Annotated in this window: 10 protein-coding genes and 1 pseudogene; 6 read left to right on the top strand and 5 right to left on the bottom strand. The window is 61.5% G+C overall.

Annotated elements, in window-relative coordinates:
• From JL39_RS16090 to JL39_RS16070, 5 genes and pseudogenes are all read left to right on the top strand, one after another.
• Positions 1-367, top strand: a pseudogene (locus tag JL39_RS16090) (methyl-accepting chemotaxis protein); the annotation flags it as partial.
• On the top strand, positions 367-858 hold the full coding sequence (locus tag JL39_RS16085) for a chemotaxis protein CheW (protein ID WP_037152471.1): 492 nt from the start codon (positions 367-369) through the stop codon (positions 856-858). The pseudogene JL39_RS16090 and the gene JL39_RS16085, both read left to right, overlap by 1 nt.
• 55 nt (positions 859-913) lie before the next feature.
• The gene (locus tag JL39_RS16080; RefSeq protein WP_037152582.1) at positions 914-1,765 is read left to right on the top strand and encodes a CheR family methyltransferase; all 852 of its coding nucleotides are present in this window, start codon (positions 914-916) and stop codon (positions 1,763-1,765) included.
• 4 nt (positions 1,766-1,769) lie between these two features.
• Entirely contained in the window at positions 1,770-2,852 is a 1,083-nt protein-coding gene (locus JL39_RS16075; protein WP_037152468.1) for a chemotaxis response regulator protein-glutamate methylesterase, read from the top strand.
• A 177-nt stretch (positions 2,853-3,029) separates the two neighbouring features.
• On the top strand, positions 3,030-3,734 hold the full coding sequence (locus tag JL39_RS16070; protein ID WP_037152465.1) for a ParA family protein: 705 nt from the start codon (positions 3,030-3,032) through the stop codon (positions 3,732-3,734).
• 6 nt (positions 3,735-3,740) lie between these two features.
• Here JL39_RS16070 and JL39_RS16065 read toward each other — a convergent pair whose 3' ends face one another.
• The 3 genes from JL39_RS16065 to JL39_RS16055 all read right to left on the bottom strand — a co-directional run bounded on the left by JL39_RS16065 (position 3,741) and on the right by JL39_RS16055 (position 6,310).
• Positions 3,741-4,781: an NAD(P)-dependent alcohol dehydrogenase gene (locus tag JL39_RS16065; RefSeq protein WP_037152462.1), complete on the bottom strand. Its 1,041-nt coding sequence runs from the start codon at positions 4,779-4,781 to the stop codon at positions 3,741-3,743.
• An 89-nt stretch (positions 4,782-4,870) separates the two neighbouring features.
• Entirely contained in the window at positions 4,871-5,611 is a 741-nt protein-coding gene (locus JL39_RS16060; RefSeq protein ID WP_037152460.1) for an SDR family oxidoreductase, read from the bottom strand.
• Positions 5,612-5,695: 84 nt separating this feature from the next.
• Positions 5,696-6,310, bottom strand: coding sequence for a TetR/AcrR family transcriptional regulator (locus JL39_RS16055; RefSeq protein ID WP_037152458.1), 615 nt, complete (start codon positions 6,308-6,310; stop codon positions 5,696-5,698).
• Positions 6,311-6,430: 120 nt separating this feature from the next.
• Here JL39_RS16055 and JL39_RS16050 point away from each other — a divergent pair, with 120 nt between their 5' ends.
• On the top strand, positions 6,431-7,243 hold the full coding sequence (locus tag JL39_RS16050) for an NmrA family NAD(P)-binding protein (protein ID WP_037152455.1): 813 nt from the start codon (positions 6,431-6,433) through the stop codon (positions 7,241-7,243).
• 2 nt (positions 7,244-7,245) lie between these two features.
• Here JL39_RS16050 and JL39_RS16045 read toward each other — a convergent pair whose 3' ends face one another.
• Positions 7,246-7,689, bottom strand: a complete 444-nt coding sequence (locus tag JL39_RS16045) for a DUF126 domain-containing protein (protein WP_037152452.1) — start codon at positions 7,687-7,689, stop codon at positions 7,246-7,248.
• Positions 7,689-8,960 (bottom strand): aconitase X catalytic domain-containing protein, encoded by a 1,272-nt coding sequence (locus JL39_RS16040; RefSeq protein WP_037152449.1) that lies wholly within the window; start codon positions 8,958-8,960, stop codon positions 7,689-7,691. The genes JL39_RS16045 and JL39_RS16040 overlap by 1 nt, the downstream gene beginning before the upstream one ends.
• Position 8,961: the final 1 nt, after the last annotated feature.

The following is an 8,961-nucleotide window of genomic DNA, read 5'->3' as shown; positions in this document are numbered from 1 at the left end:
GCAGGATATCGGCGCCTCACAGATCAACGAGGCGATCCAGCAGCTCGACAAGGTGACCCAGCAGAATGCCGGCGCTTCGGAGGAGATGTCTTCGACATCCGAGGAACTGGCCGCACAGGCCGAGGAACTGCAGGCTTCCATCACCTTCTTCAAGGTCGACAGGGCCAGCACCATCCAGACACGCCAGCCGGCAACAAGGCCTGCTGTGCCGAAGCAGGCGGCCAAGCCGGCTGTGAAAGCCACTGGCGCCCGCCCGCTGGTAGATCATTCCGTTGCCGCGCAGCACGCCCGAGCCAAGGGCTTTGCCCTCGACATGTCGGTCGGCGGTCCGGATGCCGATGACAACGATTTCAGGGAGAGCGCATGATGGCAGGCATATCCTCCGAAGCTCAATTCGTGACTTTTTCCCTTGGCGATGAGGTTTTCGCGGTCCCTGTCGAAGTGGTCCGCGAAATCCTCGACCATGAGGAACCGTTCAAGATCCCGCATGGCCCGGAATATCTTCTGGGTCTGCGCGACGTGCGCGGCCAGGGCGTGCCGGTGATCGACCTGCGCCTGCGGCTCGGCATGTCGAAGACCGTCAAGACACCGCATACACGTATCCTGGTGCTCGATGTGCCCGTCGCCGACCGCATGCTCGCTCTCGGCCTTGTGGCAGACCGGGTTTTCGAGGTTGTGCCGTTCCGCAACGACCAGGTCGAGACCGCTCCGGATATCGGCGTGCGCTGGCGCTCCGATTACATCGCCGGCGTCGTCAGGCGGGATAGCGGTTTTGTCGTCATCATCGACCTCGCGCGGCTGTTCTCCGATTCCGGATCGGTTCTCGCCGATGTCGGACCACAGGCTCAGGTGGCCTAGGCGATAGGAAAGCCCGGTGGCTGGCAAGAATGCATACGGAGATGCTCGGGTGAACATGATGGTGAGGAGTCAGCCGCTCGATGACCGGCTGAGCAAGCGCAATTTCGAGCTTCTATCGAAATATATATACAATTACAGCGGCATAAAGATGCCGCAGACGAAGATGACCATGCTGGAAGGGCGGCTTCGCCGGCGTCTGCGCGTGACCGGCTTGCCGACCTTCGACAGCTATTGCGATTATCTCTTCAAACATGGCGGTATCGAAACCGAAGCAATCTTCCTCATTGATGCCGTCACGACCAACAAGACCGATTTCTTCCGTGAGCCGAAGCATTTCGACTACATGATGCAGAGAGCGCTTCCGGATATTTTGCAGGCCTTTGGCGAACGGCGCATCCGCATCTGGAGCTCCGCGTGCTCGACCGGCGCCGAACCTTATACGATAGCCATGGTGATGTCCGATTTTCTCGAAGCGAATGCCCCGGAGCGGGATTATTTCGTGCTGGCCACGGACCTCTCCACCGACGTGCTGCAGAAGGCCCAGCGCGGCATTTATCAGAGCGATCTTCTTCAGCCCGTTCCGGCGGAGATGATGCAGAAATACGTGATGCAGCCTTCCGACAACCGGCGGCAGGAAATGCGCATCAGCCCGAAACTGCGCTCGCGCGTCGGCTTTGCCCGGCTGAACCTCATGGATCAGGCTTATCCGGTCGGCGATCCGATGCATATCATCTTCTGCCGCAACGTGCTGATCTACTTCGACAAGCCAACCCAGAGCCACGTGCTGACGCGGCTCTGCAACAATCTCCTTCCCGGGGGCTATCTGTTTATCGGCCATTCGGAAACCGTAACCGGTTTCGATCTGCCGATCAGGCAGGTGGCAAACACCGTCTTCAAGCGGATATGATATCATGGGCGGCAAGATTCGCGTTCTGATCATCGACGACTCAGCAAGCGTCCGCCAGACCCTAGCCGCCATCCTGTCCGCCGATCCCGATATCGAGGTCATGGGGGTCGCCAACGATCCGTTCATGGCGGCGCGGAAAATCCGAGAGGAAATTCCGGACGTCATAACGCTTGATGTGGAAATGCCGCAGATGGACGGCATCACCTTCCTGCGCAAGCTGATGGTCCAGCATCCCATTCCGGTCGTGATGTGCTCATCGCTGACTGAGAGCGGTTCGGAAACGCTGATGCAGGCGCTGGAGGCCGGTGCGGTCGACATCATCCTCAAGCCGAAGATAGGCGCCGCCGACCACCTTGCCGAATCTGCCGATCGCATCCGCACCGCCGTGAAGGGAGCGGCACGCGCACGTGTCGGCAAGCTGCGCGCATCCCGCGTGGCAGGAGGAAGCACGACGGCCAAGCTGACGGCGGATGCGGTCCTGCCGCCGCCGAAGGTCGGCGCCATGGCGAAAACGACGGAAATGGTCGTCTGCATCGGCGCCTCCACCGGCGGCACCGAGGCGCTCCGCGAACTTCTCGAAGCCTTGCCGGCCAATTCGCCGGGCATCGTCATCGTTCAGCATATGCCGGAGAGGTTCACCGCTGCCTTCGCCAAGCGCCTCAACGGGCTCTGTGAAGTCGAGGTCAAGGAAGCGGCGGACGGCGACCCCGTGCTGCGCGGCCACGTGCTGATTGCGCCCGGCGACAGGCATATGCTCCTCGAACGGCGCGGCGCGCGCTACGAGGTCTCGATCCGCAGCGGCCCGCTCGTCAGCCGCCATCGCCCCTCGGTCGATGTGCTGTTCCGTTCCGCCGCGCGATCCGCAGGCGCCAACGCGATGGGTGTGATCATCACCGGCATGGGCGATGATGGCGCGCGCGGCATGAACGAGATGCATCAGGCGGGCGCCTATACAGTGGCGCAGGACGAGGCGACGTCGGTCGTCTTCGGCATGCCCAAGGAAGCGATCGCCCATGGCGGAGTCGACAAGGTCGTCCCGCTTGAGCAGATCGCCCGGGAAATCCTTGCAGCCGATCGCCGCCGGTGAAATCTGGCAGCGTGAAATTCATGCCTCGTTAACCATGTTTGGCAAGAATGAGGTAACGCATCATGAGGATGCGGTGAGAGAGCGATTTGCGCTCCAATTCATCGAATCCACGCATCGTGCCTGCCGGAAATCGGTTCCCGATCTTCGCGCCGATGCTGTGCCGGACAGGGACCCAGGATGCCAGTCATTACCTTTGCCAATACCAAGGGCGGAGCAGGAAAGACCACCGCGGTGCTCCTTCTCGCGACCGAACTCGTCGAACAGGGCTATCGTGTCACCATCCTCGACGCCGATCCGCAATACTGGATCTCCCGCTGGCACCAGCTCTCACCGCCGAACGAGAAGCTCAGCGTCATCTCCTACGTAACCCAGGCCTCGATCGAGCGCCACATTTCGGAAAACCGACAAAAAACCGATTATTTCGTGCTCGACCTGCCGGGCGCGCAGAGCCCGCTGCTTGCCAAGGCAATCGGTCTGTCCGACCATGTCCTGATCCCGATCCAGGGCTGCGCCATGGATGCGCAGGGCGGAGCGAACGTGCTGGAACTCTTGCGCTATCTTGAGGACAAGGCCAATCTTCGCGTTCCGCATTCCGTCGTGCTGACCCGCGTCAACTCGATGGTCACGACACGGGCGCTGCTGGCGGTCAAGATGCTGCTCGCGCAGCGCAACGTGGACGTGCTCGACACGCCGATTATCGAACGCGCCGCTTTCCGCGACATATTCGATCTCGGCGGCACACTCTACACCATGGACGAAAGCCGCATCAGCAATCTCGACAAGGCCCGGCAGAACGCCCGTCTCTTCGCGCTTGAAATGCTCCGCCGCGTGCCGCTCCACAGGTCGGCTTCGGTTTCGAACCGGTTGGTTCGCGCGGCCTGAGACGGGCTATTCCTTCACCTTGATCTGCAGCTTGACGTCCGACGGAAGTCCGGCTGCGGCACGCTCGAAGGCCTTGATCGAATCCTTGAAATCGAACGTCCCGGTAATCAGCCGTTTCAGGTCCACCTTGCCCGAGGCGATCAATTCCAGCGCCCTGTCGAAGATATTGGCATAGCGGAACACCGTTTCGATGCGCACTTCCTTCGAGATCGCGGCTGCGACATCGAGTTGGGCCGGTTCCACCGGCAGTCCGACCAGCACGAAGGCGCCGCCCGGTCGAACGAGATCGAACATGCCCTGATAGGCCCTGGGGCTGCCGCTCGCCTCGAAGACCACATCCGCGCCCCAGCCGCCGGTCCCCTCGGCGATCACGTCGGCAAACGGCCGCTTGGTGATGTTCACGGGGATGAGGCCCGGATACTGGCCGGCGATCTTCAGCTTGTCGGCGCTGAGATCGGATATGAAGACGCGGGCGCAGCCGCCGGCAAGTGCTGCCAGCGCCACCATGATGCCGATCGGGCCGGCGCCGATGACGGCACCGACATCGCCCGGCTGGATGCGGGCGCGGGTCGCCGCCTGCATGCCGATCGCAAACGGCTCGACCATCGCGCCTTCCGCAAAGGAGACGTTGTCGGCCAGCTTGTATGTGAAGGCCGCCGGATGGATGACAAACGGCGTCAGCACACCATGGATCGGCGGCGTCGCCCAGAAGCGGACATCCGGATCGACGTTGTAAATCCCGAGCTTGGAAGCCCGCGACGAAAGATTAGGCACCCCCGGCTCCATGCAGACCCGATCGCCGACCTTCAGGTTCCTGACATCGGAGCCCACGTCGACGACAGTCCCAGCCGCCTCATGACCGAGCACCATGGGTTCCCGCAGCACATAAGGGCCGATGGCACCATGCGTATAATAATGCACATCGCTGCCGCAGACGCCGACCGTGTCGATTTCGATCTTGACCTCACCGGGACCAGCCTCGGCCGGCAGATCGATTTCCCTTAAGGAAAGGACACCTTTCTTCTCAAGCACCAGCGCCTGCTGCATCGAACTATCCTCGTTCACGTCTTCTCTTTGGTTGGCGGAGCTTCTGGGCAAGATCAAGACCAATATTCGCTCCGCTTGTCAGGCGGTGTTCAGCCCCGGCCCACATAGGGCATCTGGCTTGCCATCACCGTCATGAAGAGCACGTTGGCTTCGAGCGGCAGGCCGTCCATGTAAAGCACCGCATCGGCCACGTGCTTCGGGTCCATGACCGGCTCGACCGCGGTCGAAAGGTCCGCCTGAATGGTTCCCTCCCTCATCCGAACCGTCATCGGCGTATCGGCATTGCCGATATCGATCTGGCCGCAGACGATATCGAACTGGCGTCCGTCGAGCGCGATCTGGCGGGTGAGCCCTGTAACGGCATGCTTCGTCATGGTGTAAGGCGCCTGGTAAGGGCGCGGAACGTAGGCCGAGATCGAACCGTTGTTGATGATCCGGCCGCCGCGAGGGCTCTGCCGCCGCATCAGACCGAACGCGGCGCGGGCGCAATAGAAGGCGCCGTTCAGGTTGAGGTCGACGACCTCCCGCCAGGTCTCCAGCGGCAGTTCGTCCATCGGTACGGCCGGCGTACCGCGGCCGGCATTGTTGAACAGAAGATCGAGGCGGCCATAGGCCTCTTCGGTCGCGGCAAACAGCCGGTCGACCGCATGGGGATCGGTGACATCCGTCGGCACCACCAGCGATTCCCCTTCACCAAGCTCGGCCGTGCCCCTGAGTTCGCTCTCGCGACGGCCGGCGAGGACAGTTCGATAGCCTGCTTTCAAAAGCCCGACAGCCACGGCCCGGCCGACTCCGGAACCCGCTCCGGTCACGATCGCCACTTTCGACATCGGATAATCCTCCTCGTTTGGTCGAAGCCGCCTTATAGTCGCCCGCGGGCGCATTCGTCGAGGGCAAGTGCCTGGATTAATGCCTCAAGCTTCCGCCAGCAGTTCCCTGAGCGCGAGGCGCTTGTAAGTCTCCACCATCACATCTCCCTGTTTGCGGCCGACGGAGATCGCCAGCCGCATGGTCGATGTGCCGAGATACATCACCAGCATGGCTCGGTTGAGCAGGCCTTCCGGGTCGGCGTCCGGATGGATATGCCGCAACGCCGCGGCGACGATCGCGCCGTTCTCCTTGGCATCGGTGAGATCGACATCCTGCAACGTCTTGTCGGCCTGGGTTCCTGACCAGATATCGCGCATGACCGGCTCGGCGAGAAACAGGCCGTAATAGGTATCAATGAGGCCTTTGAAGGCTTCGGAGAAGGCCGCAGCGTCACGTGCCGGCTCGATCGCTTCGCGGATGCAGGCCCGTCCTTCTTCGTTGTAGCGCTCGGCGAGAGTGCGCACCACCGAACTCTTGTCCGGAAAGAACTGGTAGAGCGAACCAATCGGCACGCCTGCCCGCTCGGCCAGTTCGCCCATCTTCATCGTATCACTGCCGCCACGGGCAATCAGTTCCTTGGCCGCCGCCAGAATGCGCTCCACCCGCTCGCGGCTGCGCTTCTGCTGTGGCTGGCGGGGCGTCGATGCAGAAATTTCCATTGTCTTTCCATGCTTTGACTTTCAACGCGAGGAATATTCGCATTTTTTATTGACAACCGCAACACGAGGATTTATCACATTTAAAACATGAGAAATCCTCGCATTAAAGGAGATGGAAACATGGAAAAGCCAATTCTCATCATCGGCGGCAAGGGCAAGACAGGTTCGCGCGTCGCCGAGCGCCTGCATGCGCTGAACAAACCGGTTCGTTTTGCCTCACGCTCCACCGGCTTTGACTGGACGGATCGCACGACCTGGGCGATTGTGCTGCAAGGCGCTTGCGCTGCCTACATCACCTATTATCCGGACCTCGCGGTAAAGGGTGCGCCGGACGACATCGAAGCGCTCGCCAAACTGGCAGTGTCGCTCGGCGTCAAGCGGCTGGTTCTGCTCTCCGGACGCGGCGAACCGGAAGCACAGGAAAGCGAAAAGCGGCTGATCGCCTCCGACGCCGACTGGACGATCGTCCGCGCAAGCTGGTTCAACCAGAATTTCGACGAGGGGCAGTTCCAGCCGATGATCCTGGAAGGCGTGATCGCGCTACCGGTGAGCGGGGTGCGCGAACCCTTCATCGATGCGGACGATATCGCCGACGTGGTCGTCGCGGCGCTCACCGACCTGCGGCATATCGGTGAGCTTTACGAAGTGACCGGGCCGAGACTTCTGACTTTCGCCGAAGCAATCGCCGAGATCAGCAAGGCCAGCGGACGGGAGGTCGTCTTTCAGACGATTTCAAATGAAGAGTTCGTGGAAGGACTGAAGGCTGCCGAGGTTCCAGAAGATCTGGCCGAATTGCTGGTGGAGCTTTTCACCGTCGTGCTCGACGGCCGCAACGAATATCTGACCGACGGCGTGCAGCGCGCGCTCGGCCGTTCGCCGAAGGATTTTGCCGGTTACGTGAAAGACGCCGCGGCGCGCGGCGCCTGGAAGTGAACTCAGCTTCTCTTCTTGGTCACAGTGACCGTTCCCGCATCGGCATCGACCACGACCCAGTCGCCGGTTTCAATCACAGTGAGCGGGTCCTGATCGAGCTCGGTGATCGCCGGAACGCGGGTAACGACGGCGCCGAGCGCAATCTTGGTCGTCATCCGCGTGAAGATCATCGCCGCCGGCTGGACACCGTTCAACCGCGTCATGTGGAAATAGGCAGACCAGCCCGACGAGCCCTTGGCACCGGGAAAGACGAGGATCTTACCGGCAAACGAGACGCCACGCATCTCGTGCCGGCGCTCGATGACGGTGCCGGTGCGCTCGTTGATGCCGCCCCAGCCGGAAATCGTCTCTGATGTCACCAGCGCCTCGCCTTCGGCGCGGCCGGCGACGACCTTGCGGCCTTTCAATACAATGGTTTCGGATTTTGTTTCGGTTGCGATCTCCATCAGGCCCTCCCGTTCCATGTCCCCGTCAACGCGGCGTCGACGCAATCGCGGACCGAACCGAACCAGCCCTCAACGCCGGTGATCGCCGGCAGGTAATGCGCCTGTTTGGCGGAATCGGTGGCGATGACGCGGGTTCCTTGCGGCAGGCGCCTCGAAATGGCGGGACAGGTATCGCTCATGACGACCCCGCCGGCTTCCTTGATGGCATCGAGATAACCATTGCGCTCGGCCACCTGCTTGATGGCACGCGGCGTGTGTACCCAGAGCTGCACGTCCGGATGGATCTTCCTGTTTTCCAGCATATGGGCGATCAGCGCCACCTGATCGATGGAATTGTGCGGGCAGCCCAACATGATGAAATCGACCTTTTTCTCGGTCGCGCTCTGCAGTTTCTCATAGGCCTCGCGGCGCTCCGCCGCGCCATACCGGAACGCATCCTTCACCTTACGACCGCCGAAGGCTTCCTCGATCGTGTCCGCCTCCGGCGTGATGCCCGGGATATGGTACATCTCGACCCCGCCGGAGGATGCGGCGGCTGCGCCGAAATGCTTGAGCTTGACGAGGTCCGGCTGATGGCTGGTGCCCTTCAGCACCGGAATGTCCTCGCCGATCACCTCGCCGATGTAATAACCCAGCAGCCCCCAATCCATCATGTCGTCAACCTCGATGTCGAGTTCGATCAGATGGGTGCCGCGGCGATTTTCAGTGATGTGGAAACCCCAATAGGGAATGCGGCCCGTCAGCGCCGCCGCTCCCGTACTTTCCTTACCCTCTACGTTGGTGCGGGCGCCAAGCACGGAATTGCAATAGATGACGGCGGACGATTCCATCCAGGCGCAATGCTCGCCCTTCACCGGCACGTTGCCAACCTGATAGGGCGTGCAGGTGGCGAACATGTTGACCCCGCGGCGGCCGAGGAATTTTTCGTTTTCCCGCTGCATATCGACGAGAGATTTATCGACGCCCTGCAGTTCCCAATTGTCGTTATCGATGCCGGTAATGAGCTGGCAGGTATGGGCCACCATATGCGGCACCTCCACCACCTCGTCGCTGTCGAGGTTGAGCTCCGAATAGACGTGCTCCATGCCTTTTTGCGCGATCGGCTGCACCGAGGGCGTGGAGGCGTTGAACGCGCCGGCGACATTGTTGGTCTCGACCAGGCGCTCGGCGCCGAGCGCCTCCCCGTAACGGACGAGCAGGTCCATGGCGCGCGCCTTGGCGCGGCCGTGCTCGCCGTCATACATGGCCTTTTCATAATCCGTCAGCTTCATC

The organism is Rhizobium sp. YS-1r (assembly GCF_000757525.1).
GTDB lineage: Bacteria > Pseudomonadota > Alphaproteobacteria > Rhizobiales > Rhizobiaceae > Neorhizobium > Neorhizobium petrolearium.
The sequence above is the reverse complement of the archived record's forward strand: the minus strand, read 5'-3'. Positions and strand labels throughout refer to the sequence as shown.

Coding starts and splice junctions, on each gene's coding strand:
- JL39_RS16085 (WP_037152471.1), top strand. CDS start 367: ATGGCAGGCATATCCTCCGAAGCTCAATTCGTGACTTTTTCCCTTGGC.
- JL39_RS16080 (WP_037152582.1), top strand. CDS start 914: ATGATGGTGAGGAGTCAGCCGCTCGATGACCGGCTGAGCAAGCGCAAT.
- JL39_RS16075 (WP_037152468.1), top strand. CDS start 1,770: ATGGGCGGCAAGATTCGCGTTCTGATCATCGACGACTCAGCAAGCGTC.
- JL39_RS16070 (WP_037152465.1), top strand. CDS start 3,030: ATGCCAGTCATTACCTTTGCCAATACCAAGGGCGGAGCAGGAAAGACC.
- JL39_RS16065 (WP_037152462.1), bottom strand. CDS start 4,781: ATGCAGCAGGCGCTGGTGCTTGAGAAGAAAGGTGTCCTTTCCTTAAGG.
- JL39_RS16060 (WP_037152460.1), bottom strand. CDS start 5,611: ATGTCGAAAGTGGCGATCGTGACCGGAGCGGGTTCCGGAGTCGGCCGG.
- JL39_RS16055 (WP_037152458.1), bottom strand. CDS start 6,310: ATGGAAATTTCTGCATCGACGCCCCGCCAGCCACAGCAGAAGCGCAGC.
- JL39_RS16050 (WP_037152455.1), top strand. CDS start 6,431: ATGGAAAAGCCAATTCTCATCATCGGCGGCAAGGGCAAGACAGGTTCG.
- JL39_RS16045 (WP_037152452.1), bottom strand. CDS start 7,689: ATGGAGATCGCAACCGAAACAAAATCCGAAACCATTGTATTGAAAGGC.
- JL39_RS16040 (WP_037152449.1), bottom strand. CDS start 8,960: ATGAAGCTGACGGATTATGAAAAGGCCATGTATGACGGCGAGCACGGC.